Origin of the sequence: Celeribacter ethanolicus (assembly GCF_001550095.1) — a bacterium.
In the GTDB taxonomy this organism is placed as follows: Bacteria; Pseudomonadota; Alphaproteobacteria; order Rhodobacterales; family Rhodobacteraceae; genus Celeribacter; species Celeribacter ethanolicus.
This window is the reverse complement of the sequence record NZ_LRUC01000020.1, coordinates 48,083-65,042: the sequence shown is the minus strand read 5'-3', so window position 1 is coordinate 65,042 and position 16,960 is coordinate 48,083. Positions and strand designations below refer to the sequence as shown.

Sequence of the window (16,960 nt, the reverse complement as noted above, 5' to 3'; positions counted from 1 at the left end):
AGGTTCTCGGAACCGATTGGAGGATAACCAATGACTGCACAGATCATCGACGGGAAGGCCTTTGCCGAGACCGTCCGCGAGAAAGTGGCCGCCCATGTGGCGCGCCTCAAAGAGGTTCACAACATCACGCCCGGTCTGGCCGTGGTGCTGGTCGGCGAAGACCCGGCAAGCCAGGTTTACGTGCGCAACAAGGGCAAGCAGACCGTGGAATGCGGGATGAATTCCTATGAGCACAAACTCTCGGCGGACACGTCGGAGGCCGATCTTCTGGCGCTCATCGAGCAGCTCAACGCCGATCCGGCGGTGCATGGCATCCTCGTGCAATTGCCGCTGCCGGACCATCTCGACAGCGATCTGGTGATCAACTCGATTGACCCGGCAAAGGATGTGGACGGGTTCCATATTTCGAACGTGGGTCTTCTGGGCACCGGACAAAAGAGCATGGTGCCTTGCACGCCGCTCGGCTGTCTGATGATGCTGCGCGATCAGCTTGGCAGCCTGTCGGGCCTCAATGCCGTGGTCGTCGGGCGCTCGAACATTGTGGGCAAACCGATGGCGCAACTGTTGCTGCGCGACAGCTGCACCGTGACCATCGCGCATTCGCGCACCAAGGACATCGAAGAGGTCTGCCGCCGCGCCGACATTCTCGTGGCGGCTGTCGGGCGTCCGGAGATGATCAAGGGCAGCTGGGTGAAACCCGGTGCGACCGTGATCGACGTGGGCATCAACCGGGTCGAGGCGCCGGAAAAAGGTCTGCGCGAAGACGGGACCGTCAAGACCAAGCTTGTCGGCGATGTCGAATTCGATACGGCGGTCGAGGTTGCCGGGGCGATCACGCCGGTTCCGGGTGGGGTGGGTCCGATGACCATCGCCTGCCTCTTGGCCAATACCGTGACGGCGGCCTGCCGCGCCCATGAGCTTCCCGAGCCCGACGGGCTTACCGCCTAAATCAATAATAAAACATAACAAAAACAACACACCAACATCGAGGGCGCGCATCAGGGGAGCGCCTTGCATCTGGAGAAAAAGATGACGAAATACTGCCTCACCGTGACCTGCGCCACGACGCGCGGGATCGTCGCCGCCATCGCCACCTTCCTCGCGGAGCACGGCTGCAACATCACCGACAGTTCGCAATTCGACGACACCGAAACCGGCCAGTTCTTCATGCGCGTGAGTTTCAATTCGGAAGAGGGCGTGGCGCAGGCGTCGCTTGAAAAGGACTTCGCCAAGATCGCTGAAGATTTCGCCATGACCTATGCCTTCCATGACGAGAGCGTGAAGATGAAAGTCGTGATCATGGTGAGCCGTTTCGGCCATTGTCTGAACGATTTGCTCTACCGTGTGCGCATCGGTGCGCTGCCGGTGGAAATCGTTGCGGTGATCTCGAACCACATGGATTATCAAAAGGTTGTCGTGAACAACGATATTCCGTTCCACTATATTCGTGTGACCAAGGAGAACAAACCGGAGGCCGAGGGTGCGATCATGAAAGTGGTCGAGGATTCGGGCGCCGAGCTGATCGTTCTGGCCCGCTACATGCAGATCCTGTCTGATCAGATGTGCAAGGTGATGTCGGGTCGGATCATCAACATCCACCACTCTTTCCTGCCGTCGTTCAAGGGCGCTAACCCGTACAAACAGGCTTATGCGCGCGGCGTGAAGCTGATCGGGGCGACCTCGCACTATGTGACCGCCGATCTCGACGAGGGGCCGATCATCGAGCAGGACGTCGTGCGGATCACCCACGCGCAGAGTCCGGACGATTTCGTGTCTCTGGGCCGTGACGTGGAAAGCCAGGTTCTGGCCCGTGCGATCCATGCGCATGCCAACCATCGGGTCTTCCTGAACGGCAACAAAACGGTAGTGTTCCAGGCCTCGCCGGGGTCCTATTCCAGTGAGCGGATGGGGTGAGGCGCGGTCGGCCCTAAGGGGCCGATCCATCGCTCCGGTGGAGCGATAGAAGCGCCGAACGCGCCCGCACCCCTGCGGGCGCCGGGCAAACTCTCGTCAAAGACCAAACCCCCTAGAACTTCCCCAAAGAGGCGCGGTTTTCCGCGCCTCTTTCGCATTCTGGGCGATTGAACCAGCACGCTCTCTCTGGACCAGTTGTAAAAAATTGGTCTAATAGTCGGAAACCGCAAAGGACTGACCGCGTGCCCAATTCTGCCCTGCCTCCCACGACCTCGCTTCCCGGGGCGACGGTGAAATATGTGATCGAGACGCTGTCGACGCGGATCGTGACGCAGGAATACGCGACCGAAGAACGCCTGCCGTCGGAGCGGCAACTGGCGCAGGAACTGGGGGTGGCGCGCAACACGGTGCGCGAGGCTCTGGATCAGCTCGAAGCGCGCGGCATGATCCGCCGGCGGGCAGGGTCTGGCTCTTTCGTGACCTATGATCCTGACGGACAGGGGGAGGCGCTGTCGCCGGTTGCCGCAGAGACCGGACCGCTGCAATTGCAGGTGATGCGGGGGATCATCGAGCCGGAAATGGTGCGGCTCGCGATCGTCAACATGTCGCCGCGACAGATCGAGGCGCTCTCCGTCGTCTTGTCGAAAATGGAAGCGGTACAGACCGATGCAGCGGCCTTCGTGCGGCTTGAGGAAGAGTTCCACCGGCTGCTCGCGGAGGGTACGGGCAACCCGCTTGTGATCGCCTGCTACAATCTCGTGCTCGATGCCCGGCGGCAGTCGTTCCGCACCGCGATGTACCGGCGTCACCTGACGCCGACCCGGATTGCGATCTATCAGCAGGGCTACAACGGGTTGTTCAACGCCATTGCGGCGCGGGACATCGAAGAGGCCAGCGAATTCATGAAGCTTGCCCTGATCGAGGATCAGCGGCTGTTGCTCCAGGAAGGCTGACGTTTTTCCTTTGGGATTGGCCCTACCAATCCGCGAGGAAGGCAATTCGGGTTTCCTTGCTATTTCTTGACCGTTTGATCCGAGAAAGCGGGCGAATCTTCGAGCCGTTTCCGTCCTGTCGGGGCGGTGGCCCTGGGCTTTCTCTGCGGCCGTATTCCCTCTCGCTTTGTCAGCCGGGTCTGGCGACATTCCATCTGCGCCCAGAAATTCAGCACTCCGTCAAATAAGGGTGGTCGTTTGACCTAAAAAGTGGCGCAGCCCGTGTCAAAATTAATTCCTCAGAGGAAAAAACTTTGACCCATGGTGATCCCTTCCGCTTTCATGAACTCACTGAGTGAGCCAGTTCGCACAATTGGTCCAAACCAAAACCGGGCCAAGCTGGCTTGATATTCCAATCAAGTTCAACAGGACAGGGAGAACGACTTGGAACAGGATCTTGCATCCTTGGCTGCCGCGGTTGCGGAGCTACAGGGAAACCATGCCGCGACAAATGGCACGTTTTCCGAGACTTTCTACTTTCTGACGATCCCGCTGATGGTACTCATCCACGCCGGGTTCCTCGCATATGAAATGGGCGCATCGCGGTCGAAGAACGCGCTGGCCTCCGGCATCAAGAACATCCTCGCCTTCGCGATGATCGTTCCGTTCTTTTATTTCGTCGGCTGGTGGATCTACTGGGCCTTCCCGACGGGTCTGACGCTGTCCGAAGGTGCGATGGGCACGTCCGGTCTGGCCTATGCCAATGACGTCGCCCTGCCGTGGAGCCAATACATGGGTCCCAATCTCGACGACCGTGCCTCCGGTGTGTTCTGGGGGGCATTCGTGCTGTTTGCCGCAACGACCGCATCCATCCTCTCGGGCGGCGTGATCGAGCGCATCAAGCTGACCGGCTTTGTCGTTCTGGCCATCGTTCTGGGCGCCTTCGTCTGGATTCTCGCGGCTGCCTGGGGCTGGCACGCGGATGGCTGGCTGGTCACCAAGTTCGGCTATCATGACTTCGGCGCCGCAGGTGTCGTGCACATGATCGCGGGCTTCTTTTCGCTCGGTGTCCTGATCAACCTCGGGCCGCGGATCGGCAAGTTCAATGCCGACGGCTCCGCCAACCACATCCCGGGTCACTCCATGCCGATGACGCTGATCGGCCTCATGCTGATCATCGCCGGGTTCTGGGGCTTTTTGATGGGCTGTGTCATCGTTCCGGGCGAAGCCTGGTCCTGGGGCACGGACATCGAAGCGACGATCTACGGCACGCCGATGACCATCTCCGGCATGACCTTCAACACGCTGATGGGCTTTGCCGGTGGCATCATCGGGGCCTGGATGATCACCCGCGATCCGTTCTGGATGATGTCCGGGGCTCTCGGCGGGATCATCTCCTGTGCTGCCGGTCTCGACCTCTGGTATCCGCCGATGGCGTTTGCGATCGGGTTCATCGGTGCCTGCGCCATGCCCTTTGTCGCCTCCTTCATCGAACGTCGCGGCATCGACGACGCCGTGGGGGCCTTCGCTGTGCACGGGTTCCTCGGCATGTGGGGACTTCTGGCGGTCGGTATCGCGGCCCAGGGCTACCCGGCAATGTTCGGCGAAGATGTCATCGAGACCTCCTTCCTCGGCCAGCTTGTCGGTGCCGGTGTGATGGGCGCTCTCGGGTTCGTGCCGGGCTATGCCATCTCCTTCATCCTGAAGGTGACCGGTCAGCTCCGCGTGCCGGAAGAAGCCGAGATCATGGGGCTCGACAAGGTCAAAGTGCCTGCCGAAGCCTACCCCGAAGCGCTTCACCCGTCGGTCAGCCCGGCTGAGTGATCTCAAGAAAGGACTATCGAAATGGAAGCACCTTTTGACGCAACCTCCTGGGACGGCATCACCGGCGCGATTTACGCGGGTTACGGCTCCGTCGAAGGTCTCTGGCTCTTTGCCTGCCTCGCCATGGTCGTGATCGCGATCGTGTTCGGCTGGCGCCACGAGGAACATGCCTACAAGGCGACCGAGAAGAAAGACTGATCCCGGTCTCAAGACAGGGCTTCACACCCTTCCCCTGAACCGGCGGCGCAACCCGTCGCCGGTTCCCATCAAACAGAATTCAAAATACGACCCTAAGGATAAAAACAATGATCGCATCATGGAGATTTTCCGCACTGGCGGACCGGCACCGCGCCCTTGGCTCCGATCTCGAAGACTGGAGCGGCATGGGCACCGCCTGGAGCTATGACAAGGATCAGACGGAGGAGTATCTGGCGATCCGCACCAAGGCGGGCGTCATGGATGTCTCGGGCCTCAAGAAGGTTTACGTTGTGGGGCCGCACGCCCAATACGTGATCGACAAGGCCACGACCCGCAATATCGAAAAACTGAAACCCGGTCGATCGACCTATGCCACCATGCTCAATGATGCCGGCAAATTCGTCGATGACTGTGTGATCTACCGTCTCGGGCCGCAGAATTTCATGGTCGTGCATGGCTCCGGCGCGGGGCATGAGCAACTGACGAAATACGCCGCCGGGCGCAATGTCGCCGTGCTCTTCGACGACGAGTTGCACGACATTTCGCTGCAAGGCCCGATGGCTGTCGATTACCTTGAAAAACATGTGCCGGGCATCCGTGATGTGGTCTATTTCAGCCACATCCAGACGACGCTCTTCGGCAAGCCTGTGATGATTTCCCGCACCGGCTACACCGGCGAGCGCGGCTATGAGATTTTCTGCCGCCGTCAGGATGCCGTCGAAATTTGGGACACCATCGTGGCGGAAGGCGCAGCGATGGGCATCATCCCGACGCGCTTCACCACGCTCGATTGGCTGCGCGCGGAGAGTTATCTCTTGTTCTTCCCCTATGACAACTCGGAAATGTACCCGTTCGAAGACGAGTCCAATGGCGACACGCTGTGGGAGTTGGGTCTCGAGTTCACCGTCTCGCCGGGCAAGACCGGATTCCGTGGCGCCGAGGAGCATTACCGTCTGAAGGGCAAAGAGCGCTTCAAAATCTACGGTGTGAAACTCGAGGGTACGACGCCCGCCGCCGAAGGTGCGCCTTTGCTGAAAGACGGCCAAGAGGTGGGCGTCGTGACCATCGGCATGTACTCGCCCCTCAATGAGCACAACGTCGGCATCGCGCGTATGCCGGTCGAGTGCGCCGTCGAAGGCACCGAACTCACGGTCAAGAACCCCGATGGCGAGATCAAGGCCATCGCGCATCCGATGCCCTTCTACGACGTCGACAAGAAACGTCGCACCGCCAAGGGTTAAGCCCCAAATATAAATCAGCACAAAGACTTACGAGGCGGGCGCAATCCCGTGCCCGCCTCCTGAGACCAACAGGACCCGTAATGCCCAAGACTGAATTTTCCCCGTCCATCGACAGCCGGCCGACCTACGCCGGGCTTGTCTCGCAAGGTGCCGCCCCCGCGATCATGGTCGCGGATGAGGCAGGCGCTGCCGCGCTCTTCGATCTGGCCGCTTCTGACGCCTCCGTCATGGATCACGCCCATGTGGTGCTGGTTGGCTGTGACGCCGCCGCTCTTGGCGATGTCAAACCTGTTGCCCTGCATGAGGCCCCCGATTTCGACGCCGCCACGCCGCTGGTGACCCAGCTTTTGAACACGGCGCGGATGGGCACGCAGATCTATCTCGCAGGCTCCGAAGGGTTGATCGGCCATGTCTCCGCCCTAGCGTTTGCCGCCGGGATGCCGGTCGATGAGATCCAGATGGAGCATCGCGGTTCCATCGCGCGGCGGATGCAATGCGTGCATTGCAAGGGCATCACCGAAGATGTCACCACGGATCCCTTTACCTGCGCCCATTGCGGGCTGACGCTCTTCGTGCGCGATCATTTCTCGCGCCGTTTGGGCGTGTTCCAAGGCGTCTGTGTCGATGCGGAAACCCCGGGTGTCGTGCCCGAGGTCGTGGAGATTCAGGCATGAAAAAACTGTGTTTGAAAGTCACGGCGGTTGAACAACTCTCGCCCTTGGTGAAACGCTTCCGCTTCGAGGATCCGACGGGTGCCACTCTGCCGGTCTTCTCCGGTGGTGCGCATTTGACCGTCGAGATGCCCGAAGGCGACACCATCCGCCGCAATTCCTATTCGCTGATCTCCGATCCTTATGACGGCAGCGCCTATGAGATCGCCGTGCGCCGCGAGGACAGGGGGCGGGGTGGCTCGCTTTACATGCACACGAAAGTGTCGGAAGGCGATGACATCACTGTCTCATTGCCCTCGAACCTGTTCCAACTCGACCTGCGTGCGCGCAAGCATGTGCTGATCGGCGGCGGCATCGGCATCACGCCTTTCCTGTCGCAACTGCGTCAGCTCGACATGGAGCAGAAACCCTACGAGCTGCATTACGCCGCCCGGTCGCGCGAAGAGGCCGCCGGGATCAAGCTTTTGCCGCAGGCCGCGCATATCCATGTGCATATCTCGGAAGAGGGGTCGCGCATGGACCTTGGCGCCATTCTCGACGGTCAACCTCTGGGAACCCATGTCTACACCTGCGGTCCCGACGGGTTGATCACGGCGGTGGCCGATCAGACCGCGCGCTTGGGCTGGCCCAAAGCTGCGGTGCATTCCGAAGCCTTCACCGCGCCCCCGCCGGGCGAACCCTTTGACGTGGTGGTGAAATCCTCCGGCAAGACCGTGCATGTGAAAGCCGATCAGAGCCTTTTGGAGGCTTTGGAAGCCGCCAAGGTGGACATTGATTATTCCTGCCGCGGCGGGGCTTGCGGGCGTTGCCATACCAAAGTGACGGCCTGTGACGGGCGCATTCTGCACAACGATCACTGGCTGTCGGACGACGAGCGCGCCGCACAACAAGACATCATGCCCTGCATGTCGCGTTTCAAAGGCACGCGACTTGAACTGGACCTGTGAGGAGACAGACCCATGACCATGCAATTCAATGACGAGACCTTCCGGGGCGATTACACCTATCACAATTCCCCCGAGGCGATCCGCCGGTTTCCCTTTCCGTTCGATCAGGACAGCTACATGTACTCGGTCAACATCGAACAGCATCCGGGCGGCCCGAAAGACACGCCGTTCGAAAAGATGTTCGATGTGGACGAGCATTATGTGGCGGAGATGAAGGATCGCGAGATCACGCTGGCCGAAGACCCGCTGCGCTGTCAGTCCTTGCCGCATATGGAGTTGGCGGGCTGGGATTTGCTCGAACTCATCATGGTGTCGAAGGCGCGGGATTACCCCGATCTTTTCACGCTGCATCGTGATGGCAACGACTGGCACTGGATCAACAAGCCGTTGGGGATTGAGAAGAAATTCACGTTCTTGGACGCGACCACGCTCCCGTGCGGACCGATGGAATATATCACGCGGCAGACGCAGGGCGATTTTGCGTTGCTGCATGAGCGCGACAACAATCTCTGGATGGACGCCGGGATGATCACGTCCCAGGCCGACTGGTCGCTGGATTTCGATGTGGGCATGAATTTTTTCGAATGGCACGCGCCGGTGCCGAAAGCCCGCAAGATGGGCGTGTTCGACAAGGCGTTGAAATTCCTTTTGGCGGTGGGCCAGGGCCAGCATTATCGCCGGTTGAACTGGACGATGACGGTCAATCCGCGTCTCGATACCTCGCCCGAGAACTACCACAAATGGGGCCCGGAAAAGCGGACGATTACGCCGGAAAACGTCGGCCAGAAACAATTTCTGCGCGTTGAGCTACAGACGTTTTTCCGCCTGCCGCGCTCCAATGCGCTGGCGTTTCCGATCCGGTGCTATTTGATGAACCTCGAAGACATTGCGTCGAACCCGAAATGGGGCCGCCGCCTGCACCGCGTGCTGCGCGACATCGACCCGGCTCTGGCGGAGTACAAAGGCTTTGCGGTGAACCAGAAAATCATCGTGGACTACCTGTCGCAATTCGATGATGGTGCGCCGACGTCGCCGGGGATTTTCCCGGATGCATAAGGACGCAGAAGAGGACGCAACATGGCGTGGATTCTCTTGACCATCGCAGGGCTTCTGGAAGTCGTCTGGGCGACCGCGATGAAATCCTCGAATGGGTTCACGGTGTTCTGGCCGAGCGTGGTGACGATTGTCGCCATGCTTGCCTCCTTCGGTCTGCTGTCCATCGCGATGAAAAGCCTGCCGCTGGGCACATCCTACATGGTCTGGGTCGGCATCGGCGCGATCGGAGCGTTCATCGCCGGGGTCGTGCTGCATGGCGAGGCGCTCAATCTCACGCGCATCGCCGCCGCCACGCTGATCGTGGCCGGGATGGGGCTGATGAAACTGTCGGCTTAAGCCGGAAGGCCGACGATGCTGCGGGCCTGCGACAGGATTGCCGGGCGCAGCTCCTCCGGCAGGTCGAACATCCGGCCGCAGGTTGGCCCGACCGCCTCGACCAGTGCCGCGATCATCGCCGCTTTGCGGCGAATGTCCTGCTCTGAAACGTCGGGGGCGAGGAGGGCGATCATGTCTTCCAGCACGCCGGTGTGAAACCGGCAGATCTGTGCCACATGCCGGGCGGGGCCATCCTGACGCAGGGCCAGATCCCTGAGGCCCGTGGTGATCGCCTGGGCCTTCGGATCGGCGGCGCGTTCCATGCGGAATTCGATATAGGCGGTGAACCGCTGCGGCGTCTCGATGAGGCCCAGCGGCCCGCGGGCCTGTAGCTCCGACAGGCGCCGGACCAGAACATAGCGGGTGACGGCGGTCAGCAGGTCTTCCTGTGTGGCGAAATAGTATTGCAGGTTGCTCAGCCGCATGTCGCAGCGCCGTGCAAGCGCCCGGAAGGTGAGCCCCGCGACGCCCTCCTCGGCCAGAACCGCCTCCGCCTCTTCCAGAACCTTTTCGACGGTCGCCCGGCTTTTCGCGGAGGGGGCGGTGACGCCGTACAGCTCATTGGGGCTGTCGCTGCTGCTTAGCTGCGCCAGCGTTGCGTCAAGGGAAAGGGACATGTCAAACGGCTCGGTCCTGTGGCGGTGGAATGACCCTGCCCCTAGCGCCCGCCGGGAGGGAGGTCAATCGCTTTGCAGGCGGTTCCGTTACGCAAGCCGGTTCAGAGTCGGTTGGAAATCCAGCGGCACTGATAGGGCGCGAAGGTGATGTTCGGCTTCGTCAGGTCGATCTTTTCACCGCTCAAAAGATCATACCAGGCCTCTCCGTCGATCAGGTTGATCGAAATATGCGGCACTTCGACCATGCGGTCGGTGACATTGTGCAGCGCAAAGATCGACTGATCGCGGTTCGGCGACTGACGCCAGATGCCGAACAGGTCTTCGCCGAGATGCATGGTGAATTGCGTGGCGTTCGGGTGGAAGGCCTTTTGCGCGATGCGAATGCCGATCCGGCGTTTCATCTCGGCCAGCACCCGGGCGTTCTGGCTCTCGGGATCGTCGAGCAGGGCGCGCAGTTCCGGATAATCCCAGCGATGCCGGTTGATCGCACGTTTGACGCCGGTTTTCTCGACGCCCGCGTGATCGTTATGTGTGCCGATCAGCGAATGGATGTAGAAGGCAGGTACGCCTTCGAGCGCCATGACGATGGTTTGCGAACAGAGGAACCGCGCCACCTGCTTGCCGTCCTCACCTTTCGCGATCGTGCCTTTGAGCGCGTCGAAATAGGTGATGTTGAGCTCATAGGGTTTTTCCGAGCCGTCGGGCAGCGAGCGCATCGACACCAGCCCACCCGAGTCGCGCACGCGCTGGATCACCTGACCAAGCTCCTCAGGCGCCAGAAGCCCCTCGGCCCCGCGCACACCGATGCCGTCATGGGAGGCGGAGAAGTTGAGATAGGCACACCCGAGCTGCGCCGGCGGCATCCGCATCAGCCATTGGTTCAGATAGAGCGAGCTTCCCGACAAAAGCGCATGCAGCAGCAGGGGCGGCAGCGAGAAGTTGTAGATCATATGCGCTTCGTTGCGGTTGCCGAAATAGCTCAGGTTCTCGGCATTGGGCACGTTCGTCTCGGTCAAGAGAACCACGCGCTCCTCGGCGTAATCGCAGAGAAGGCGCATGAGCCGCACGATGGCATGGGTCTGGGGCAGGTGGATGCAGGAGGTGCCGAGTTCCTTCCAGATAAAGGCCACGGCATCGAGCCGCACGATGCGCACGCCGTTGTCGACATGCAGCCGCATGATCCGCAGGAATTCGAGCAGGACCTCGGGGTTCTTGAAATCCACGTCGATCTGGTCGTGCGAGAAGGTGCACCAGACATGTTTCGGGCCGTTGACCGTCGAAACCTCGCGCAGCAGGGGCGAGGTGCGGGGGCGTGTGACCATCGACAGATCGTCCTCGGGGGAGGCTTCGACGAAGAACTTGTCATAGGGCTCATGGCCCTGACGATATTCGGTGAACCAGGTCGACATCGAAGAGACGTGGTTCAACACCAGATCGGACATCAGGCGGAACTCACCGCCGATGCGTTGAATGTCGGCCCAGTCGCCAAGCTGGCTGTTGACCTGACGGTAATCGGTGACCGCGAACCCGTCGTCGGAGGTGAAGGGGAAGAAGGGCAGGATATGCACGCCATGCACCGTGCCCTTGAGATAGCGATTGAGGAAGTCGTAGAGCAGATCTAGCGGTTTGTGCTGGCCGTCAATCAGCGAATTGCCGTAGGTGATGACCAGCGTGTCGGTCTCGTTCCAGAGGCTGTTGCCCGGCACCCGCGCCCGCGCCCGCGGTTTGGTGCCCTCGGGCCAGAAGGCCACGACGATCTCTTCGGCGAGCCGCTTGCTGTTCTGTTCCGGATAAATCTGGCCGATCAGCGCGCGCAGCCGCGTGCTGAATTGCGAAGACGGTTTTGCCATCGGGCGTCCCCTTCTGTTGCTCTTTCACTTTGGTAAATCAAACCGTTTGCACGGGTTCAATGCAACGACGGGGGAAATCCCGGCTTTGCTGTGCAAAATTCGTCGGAATGCAGAGAGACGTTTCAAAACCGCTCAAAAAGCAGGCAGTCGAAACGGTTTCGGCAAAAATGGGGGCTCCGAGGCTGGGCGACTCGGGGTTAGACGCGGTCGCCGAGGCTCGTGTCGATGAGCCAGCCACCGGGGCCTGCGATACGGTCGGGAAGCGCCACGATCATGACCTCGCGGATCGCGATGGTGGTCATGATGGCCAGTGCGAGCTGGTCGAAGGTGATGGTGGACAGGTCCATGGCAACACTCCTGAAGTAGACGCATGTTGAGTGCTGACAGGGAAATCGGGCGGAAATGCGGCGGGCGCGGGGCGGCTTTCGGGAGATTGTGGGTGACTTTGCGTCACTTTACGAAGGGATCTTTCGGATAGCCCACGCCCACCAGATACAGCCCTTCCGGCGGACAGACCGGCCCACAGGCGGCGCGGTCCTTGGCTTCCAGGGCCTCTGTCACATCCTCTGGCGACCAGGCGCCGGAACCGACACGCTCCAAGGTGCCGACGAAACTCCGCACCTGATTGTGCAGGAAAGACCGCGCCCGGAAATAGAACCGAAATTCCTGCCCGTAGGGAATGTCGCTGGCCTCGACACGGGCCTCGTCCAGCGTCTTCACCGGGCTGTCCGCCTGACACATGGTCGAGCGGAAGGTGGTGAAATCATGCAGGCCGATCAGCCGATCCGCCCCCGCCTGCATCGCGTCGCGGTCGAGATCGTGATTGACCCGCCACGCCAGTCCCGCGTCGTGCACCAGAGGCGCGCGCCGCGTAATCAGCCGGAACATGTAGCGCCGTTCCATCGCCGAAAACCGTGCGTGCCAGTCGTCCGCCACACGCGCCGCCTTGAGGACCGCCACGGGATGGGGTTTGAGATGATGGTTCAACGCCTCACTGAGGCGAAACGGGTCCCAGTCCTTCGCCATATCGCAATGCGCCACCTGAGCGGTCGCATGCACCCCCGCGTCCGTGCGCCCGGCGGCGCCGATCCCGGGACAGTCCGGTTCGAGTTTGCGCAAAGCCTCCTCCACCGCCTGTTGAACGGAAGGATGCTCTTTTTGGCGTTGCCAACCGGCAAAAGGCGCGCCGTTATATTCGATCAAAAGGGCGTATCTGGGCATATGCGGGCCATAGCGCGGCGTGCAGCGCGCGTCCAGTGTTTCTCCCTTACAACCGGGGCTTTGAATGCCTATGTTGAGCGGGTAAACATCGGACGAGAGGCGGCGGATTTGATCCTCAATACCCTGGCAGACCGGATTTTGCGTGGCGTCGAGACGGTTCAGGACGGCGTCCATGAGGCGCTGTTCGAACCGGTGATCCGGCTGGGCGTCACCGGGCTGTCGCGCTCCGGCAAGACGGTGTTCATCACCTCGCTCGTGGCCAATCTTCTGGACCGGGGCCGGATGCCGCAATTCGGACCGGCGACCGCGATCACCGCCGCTTATCTGCAACCGCAGCCGGACGACACCGTGCCGCGCTTTGACTATGAAAGCCACCTTTCCGCTCTCACCTCGCCTACGCCGCATTGGCCGGACAGCACCCGCGCGGTCTCCGAGCTGCGGCTGTCGTTCAAGGTGCGGCCTGCGGGGCTTTTGGGCGGTCTGACGGGTCAAAAGACTGTGCATCTCGACATTGTCGATTATCCCGGCGAATGGCTGCTGGATCTCGGCCTGATGGAGAAATCATTTGCCGAGTGGTCCGCCGAGGCGCTGAAAGCGGCGCGGGATCGCGCGGAGGGAACGGATTTCGTGGCTTTGCTGGCGACCTGTGAGCCAGACAAAAAACACGATGAGCCAACGGCCAAGGCTCTCGCGCAGAGCTTCACGGCCTACCTGCAATCCGCCCGCGCGGCGGGCTATTCCGATTGCACGCCGGGACGGTTTTTGCTGCCCGGCGAGTTGGACGGCTCACCCGTCCTGACCTTTGCCCCTCTGCCCGCGGGCGAGGCCCCGCGCGGCTCGCTACACCGCGAATTCGAGCGCCGGTTCGAGGCCTACAAACGTGAGGTGGTCAAACCTTTCTTCCGCGATCATTTCTCCCGGATCGACCGGCAGGTGGTTCTGGTCGATGCGCTGGGCGCGATTCATTCCGGGCCGAAAGCCGTCGAAGATCTGCGTCGGACCATGGCCGACATACTTTCGGCTTTCAGGCCCGGACGGGTGGGGCGGATCATGTCTTTGCTCGGGCAGCACAAGGTCGAAAAAATCCTCTTTGCCGCCACAAAGGCCGACCACATCCACCACAACCAACACCCGTGCCTGACCGCGATCATGGAGGCCTTGGTGCGCGATGCCCGTGACCGTGCCGATTTCGCAGGCGCTTCGACGCAGGCCATGTCCTTGGCTGCGCTGCGTGCGACGGTCGAAGAGACCATGGAGCATCAGGGCCAGAGCCTCGATGTGGTGCGCGGCATGACCGAAGGCGGCAAGCAGGCTGCGTTTTATCCCGGCGAATTGCCCGAAGACCCGGCCCATATCCTGTCGCCTGCGCGCAAGGGGGCGGAGCGTTGGCTGGATGCGCAATACGAAATCATGAAATTCCGCCCCGCGCGGTTGACGCTGCGCCCCGGCGAAGGACCGCCGCATATCCGGCTCGACCGTGCCGCCGAGTTTTTGATCGGAGACAAGCTATGACTGAGCAAAACCCCGGTGCAAAACGTGGCCCGATCCTGATCGAGCTGGACGAGGAGCCGACGATCACCCCCTCCACCGCCGATCCCGTTCCCGATCTCGCGCGGCCTGCGGCAATGCAGCGCGTGGCGGTTTTGGCGGCGCGCAAGCCCTCGGCTTTGGCACGCTGGTTCTGGCGGCTGTTTGCAGCGCTTTTTGCCTTCACCGTTTCGATCGTGACCTATGATGCGATCATGGGGCTGATCGCCGCGCATCCCGTGTTGGGCTATGTCGCACTGGGGCTGACGGGGGCCTTTGTCCTTGTTCTGGCGGCGATTGCGCTTCGGGAATTGTCGGCCTTCGCGCGGCTCAAACGCATCGACACGCTGCAAAAGGCGGCAGTGGACGCGATGGGGGCCGCCGATCTGAAAGCCGCGAAAGGCGTCACCGATAAGCTTTTGTCGGTCTACGCCCATCGTTCGGAGCTGAACTGGGGCAAGGACAGGTTTCGCGAACGTGAGGCCGAGGTGTTCGATGCTGACGGGCTTTTGGGGCTGGCGGAAACGGAACTCCTTGTCCCGCTCGACGCGAGCGCCCGCCGCGAAGTCGAAGCCGCCGCGCGTCAGGTCGCCGCTGTCACCGCCCTTGTACCGCTGGCTTTGGCGGACGTGTTCACCGCGCTGACCGCGAACCTGCGGATGATCCGCCGGATTGCGGAGATTTACGGCGGACGCTCGGGTACGCTCGGGTCCTGGCGGGTGACGAAATCCGTGCTCACCCATCTGGTCGCGACCGGGGCGGTGGCCGTGGGCGATGACCTGATCGGCACCATGGCCGGCGGTGGCGTGATGGCCAAGGTTTCGCGGCGGTTCGGCGAAGGCGTGGTCAACGGCGCACTCACCGCGCGCGTCGGCGTGGCCGCCATCGAAGTCTGTCGCCCGCTGCCGTTCATGAAGGCCAAGAAGCCCTCTGTATCGGGGGCGGTGAAACGGGCTTTGACGGGGTTGTTCGATAAGGGCGCTGGCTAACGGAAAGTCATTCCCGCAATTTCACCCATACCAGGATCGTTCGCCGCTGGCAGAAAGCCGGCCGAATAAGATCCGTAGGCCTCTCTAAAGGATTGGACGACGCGTTCTCCGACGACTTCGGTCCCTTTGATGATTTCATGGCAACGGTAAATGGCGGTGAGTTCAGTTTGTTCGATCAAGAGCAGTGCGAGCTCCGCGTTGGGCAGGCAGTCCCCACGTTCGTCAAATAGGTCCCGATCTCCGGATAGGCTCCCGTCCCGCCCGACGCCGTTCATGGATTTCAGGCGTTCCCCCCCAAGCGAAGAGAGAGGCCTGTTCACGGATGTTCCATGGCGTGAGCATGTAACGTGCCGACCACCCGAGAAAGATGCCAAGCGAAAAGGCGATCCCAATCGTTTTTATATTCATGAGATTGTCCGCCGAAGATAAATAAGGCTCAAAACAGCTTCGGCGGCGCGTCTTTCGGTTGGTCGCGCTGCATGATCCCCATGCGAAAGGCCCGCCCGATGCGATGCGCCATTTCCGACCATTTGGCCGCCGTCTCCGGGTCCAGCTCGGCATTCAGCGTTTCGTCAAAAAGCCCAAGCCACATGGCAAAATGATGCTCTTTCACCTCCGGCGCCATCAGGTGGACGCGCTGCGGAAAGCCGTCGTATTGCCGTTCGTGCAGAATCGCATTGCGCCAGAAGCGGCCGATTTTTTCCTCATGCGCGGGCCAATCCTCGACATGGGCGCCGAACACCGGGGCGAGCTCGGGGTGCTGACGTACACCCGCATAGAAACGTGTGAGCACGCGGTCCATCTCGTCATGGCTGATCTCGAATTTCGGGGGCAGGGCGGAACGAGGCTCTGACATCGGGGGCTCCTTGAGCGTTTCGCTAAAGGTATATTCTCGATGGTCTTTTTCCACCAGTGCCGGAATGTCGCGCTTATTCCGACTGTTTTGCTTTCCATTCCTGAGTGTTTTTATAGTTGAGAAAATATGTCAACCATTTGATTTTGTTGAATATTTTCTTGACTTCTTTGTTCCGTGCGCCTAAATCACTCTCAGCAAGGACGAAAAGCCACCCATCGCAGGCAGCCATTCTCCCAGCCGCTTCAGCCCAATAGCCAAAACCTATGAACCCGGATCGGGGAGTGTCGCCATGTCTGATACCGCTTGCAAAACCTGTGCCTTCTTTGAGCTTAAGGCTGTTGAAACCGACGCCAAAGGCGAATGCCGTTTCAACCCGCCGACCTTCCTGACCGAAGCGGAACACAAAGGCATGTGGCCGGTTGTGAAATCCGACGACTGGTGCGGTCAGTTCGAACAAAACGCCGCCTGAGATTACGCGCTCCAGCCAGACAGCGACCGAAGCACGCTAGGAAACACCCGGGCCAGCCACGCCGCCCTCTCGCCAGACAGCACATGAGAAAGGGATGCCTCAGACAGGGTCTGCGGCGTCCCTTTTTCCTATCCGGTTTTCATATACGGCCCCTGTTAAGACGGGTTTACCGCCCGCAAGCCGCGTCCTATAAGGCGCTTATGACATTCATGGTCGCGATCATTATTCGAATTATCAGCCCGGCGCTCTGATCTCAAAGATCCTACGAGCCGC

Annotated in this window: 18 protein-coding genes; 13 read left to right on the top strand and 5 right to left on the bottom strand. The window is 60.8% G+C overall.

Features of this window, described 5'->3' with window-relative positions; genetic code table 11:
• The first annotated feature begins 30 nt into the window (after positions 1-30).
• The 10 genes from folD (at position 31) to NH195_RS09685 (ending at position 9,119) form a co-directional block, all read left to right on the top strand.
• On the top strand, positions 31-948 hold the full coding sequence (folD, locus tag NH195_RS09725; protein ID WP_066706024.1) for a bifunctional methylenetetrahydrofolate dehydrogenase/methenyltetrahydrofolate cyclohydrolase FolD: 918 nt from the start codon (positions 31-33) through the stop codon (positions 946-948).
• A gap of 81 nt (positions 949-1,029) precedes the next feature.
• On the top strand, positions 1,030-1,914 hold the full coding sequence (gene purU / locus NH195_RS09720) for a formyltetrahydrofolate deformylase (protein WP_066706376.1): 885 nt from the start codon (positions 1,030-1,032) through the stop codon (positions 1,912-1,914).
• Between the two features lie 242 nt (positions 1,915-2,156).
• Entirely contained in the window at positions 2,157-2,867 is a 711-nt protein-coding gene (locus NH195_RS09715; RefSeq protein ID WP_066706022.1) for a FadR/GntR family transcriptional regulator, read from the top strand.
• Positions 2,868-3,290: 423 nt separating this feature from the next.
• On the top strand, positions 3,291-4,670 hold the full coding sequence (locus tag NH195_RS09710) for an ammonium transporter (RefSeq protein WP_066706020.1): 1,380 nt from the start codon (positions 3,291-3,293) through the stop codon (positions 4,668-4,670).
• Between the two features lie 21 nt (positions 4,671-4,691).
• Positions 4,692-4,868: a hypothetical protein gene (locus tag NH195_RS21165; RefSeq protein ID WP_155846134.1), complete on the top strand. Its 177-nt coding sequence runs from the start codon at positions 4,692-4,694 to the stop codon at positions 4,866-4,868.
• 107 nt (positions 4,869-4,975) lie between these two features.
• Complete coding sequence (locus tag NH195_RS09705) at positions 4,976-6,109, top strand: aminomethyl transferase family protein (RefSeq protein WP_066706018.1); 1,134 nt, start codon at positions 4,976-4,978, stop codon at positions 6,107-6,109.
• A gap of 80 nt (positions 6,110-6,189) precedes the next feature.
• Positions 6,190-6,783, top strand: coding sequence for a dimethylamine monooxygenase subunit DmmA family protein (locus NH195_RS09700; protein ID WP_066706016.1), 594 nt, complete (start codon positions 6,190-6,192; stop codon positions 6,781-6,783).
• A complete protein-coding gene (locus tag NH195_RS09695) occupies positions 6,780-7,727 on the top strand; it encodes a PDR/VanB family oxidoreductase (protein WP_066706014.1) in 948 nt (315 codons plus the stop codon). The genes NH195_RS09700 and NH195_RS09695 overlap by 4 nt, the downstream gene beginning before the upstream one ends.
• Positions 7,728-7,739: 12 nt before the next feature.
• Positions 7,740-8,783 carry a heme-dependent oxidative N-demethylase family protein gene (locus tag NH195_RS09690; protein WP_066706012.1) on the top strand — a complete coding sequence of 348 codons (1,044 nt, stop codon included), beginning with the start codon at positions 7,740-7,742 and terminating at the stop codon, positions 8,781-8,783.
• Between the two features lie 21 nt (positions 8,784-8,804).
• A complete protein-coding gene (locus tag NH195_RS09685) occupies positions 8,805-9,119 on the top strand; it encodes a DMT family transporter (protein ID WP_066706010.1) in 315 nt (104 codons plus the stop codon).
• Here the strand turns inward: NH195_RS09685 and NH195_RS09680 are convergent.
• The 4 genes from NH195_RS09680 to truA form a co-directional block, all read right to left on the bottom strand.
• On the bottom strand, positions 9,116-9,775 hold the full coding sequence (locus NH195_RS09680; RefSeq protein WP_066706008.1) for a TetR family transcriptional regulator: 660 nt from the start codon (positions 9,773-9,775) through the stop codon (positions 9,116-9,118). The two genes, NH195_RS09685 and NH195_RS09680, sit on opposite strands and share 4 nt — an antisense overlap.
• 101 nt (positions 9,776-9,876) lie before the next feature.
• Positions 9,877-11,625, bottom strand: coding sequence for a sugar phosphorylase (locus tag NH195_RS09675; RefSeq protein WP_066706003.1), 1,749 nt, complete (start codon positions 11,623-11,625; stop codon positions 9,877-9,879).
• 197 nt (positions 11,626-11,822) lie between these two features.
• Complete coding sequence (locus tag NH195_RS21160; RefSeq protein WP_155846133.1) at positions 11,823-11,972, bottom strand: hypothetical protein; 150 nt, start codon at positions 11,970-11,972, stop codon at positions 11,823-11,825.
• A 103-nt stretch (positions 11,973-12,075) separates the two neighbouring features.
• Positions 12,076-12,846 (bottom strand): tRNA pseudouridine(38-40) synthase TruA, encoded by a 771-nt coding sequence (gene truA, locus NH195_RS09670; protein WP_066706001.1) that lies wholly within the window; start codon positions 12,844-12,846, stop codon positions 12,076-12,078.
• 108 nt (positions 12,847-12,954) lie between these two features.
• Here truA and NH195_RS09665 point away from each other — a divergent pair, with 108 nt between their 5' ends.
• Together NH195_RS09665 and NH195_RS09660 are read left to right on the top strand one after the other, a co-directional pair.
• Positions 12,955-14,358, top strand: coding sequence for a YcjX family GTP-binding protein (locus NH195_RS09665; RefSeq protein ID WP_066705999.1), 1,404 nt, complete (start codon positions 12,955-12,957; stop codon positions 14,356-14,358).
• Positions 14,355-15,362: a YcjF family protein gene (locus tag NH195_RS09660; RefSeq protein WP_066705997.1), complete on the top strand. Its 1,008-nt coding sequence runs from the start codon at positions 14,355-14,357 to the stop codon at positions 15,360-15,362. Before NH195_RS09665 ends, NH195_RS09660 begins: the two co-directional genes overlap by 4 nt.
• Before the next feature lie 436 nt (positions 15,363-15,798).
• On the opposite strand, the gene NH195_RS09655 is transcribed toward NH195_RS09660, so the two are convergent.
• A complete protein-coding gene (locus tag NH195_RS09655; protein ID WP_066705995.1) occupies positions 15,799-16,218 on the bottom strand; it encodes a group III truncated hemoglobin in 420 nt (139 codons plus the stop codon).
• A gap of 289 nt (positions 16,219-16,507) precedes the next feature.
• On the opposite strand from NH195_RS09655, the gene NH195_RS09650 reads away from it, so the two are divergent.
• Positions 16,508-16,687 carry a hypothetical protein gene (locus NH195_RS09650; RefSeq protein WP_066705990.1) on the top strand — a complete coding sequence of 60 codons (180 nt, stop codon included), beginning with the start codon at positions 16,508-16,510 and terminating at the stop codon, positions 16,685-16,687.
• Positions 16,688-16,960: the final 273 nt, after the last annotated feature.